The sequence below is a fragment of the Pseudomonas sp. LJDD11 genome (assembly GCF_024584215.1).
In the GTDB taxonomy this organism is placed as follows: domain Bacteria; phylum Pseudomonadota; class Gammaproteobacteria; order Pseudomonadales; family Pseudomonadaceae; genus Aquipseudomonas.
In genome coordinates this window covers 1-864 of sequence record NZ_JANJFL010000070.1, presented here as the reverse complement: position 1 = coordinate 864, position 864 = coordinate 1, and the positions used below count along the sequence as shown (strand labels likewise).

The window sequence follows — 864 nt, the reverse complement described above, 5'->3', positions numbered from 1 at the left end:
GGCTGGCACCTGCCCTGCCGCCTGGCAGCCTGGATCAACGGCCTGCCGAGGAAAAGCCTGCCGCGTGAGGTTGCGCAATGGTCAAAGCCGTTGCCGCCCGAGCAATGGCAACAGCCCAGTGCTGAGCTGCTTGAACAGAGCAAAGAGGTGCACAAGGTGCTGCATCGGGGCAAGACCTTGGTTGATTACTTTAAAGAACTGTCCGCACCGCCCGAGACCAAGAGCAAAAAATCTTCGTCAAAGAAGTCACGCAAAAAGCAAATAACGATCGTCCTCGCCCCTGATTATCTCCCCCAAGATAGCCGCGAAAAGCCCATCAATGACAACCGATAATAAATACGACCGCCTCCCGCGTGCCGGTGATACTGAGCACGAGCCAGACCAGCAAGTTTTTTATCTGGCGCCACTGCCATTACCGACTGGAGTCAAACCTTTCAGTGGCAGGGAACTGCAAAAGAACGCTAACCAAACCTACATGGACTTTATGCTAGGCAAAGCTTCTTTTGAGCTTTCCATCAGATTTTTCATAGGCAGCGTTTTAGGAGTAAGCCTTCTCTATTTCTTGACTGCGCTGGGTTTAGATTTGGTCGGCGTTATAGCATTGGATCGTCCCTTTTTTGAAGTCATTGTAGTTATGTTCACCGGAGGCAATTTCCTTCCGATTATTTTGACACTTATAGCATCAATCACCGGCCTCCCCATCCTCCACGCCATCTGGGTCCTGTCCCGTATCCCGCCTATCCGCTTCAACCGTCAGCGTCGCGAAGTGGCCTATGTGGCCAAGCGCGGCGAAAAACCCTGCATCATCCCTTGGGAAAGTGTGATTGCCTGTCTCAGCAGCCGTCTCGTGCCAACCAAATATGG

2 pseudogenes are annotated in these 864 nt (G+C 52.3%); both read left to right on the top strand.

Annotation, left to right across the window (positions count from 1 at the left end):
• Positions 1-333: pseudogene (locus NRB16_RS28765) on the top strand (hypothetical protein); the annotation flags it as partial.
• Positions 320-864: pseudogene (locus NRB16_RS28760) on the top strand (hypothetical protein); the annotation flags it as partial. The pseudogenes NRB16_RS28765 and NRB16_RS28760, both read left to right, overlap by 14 nt.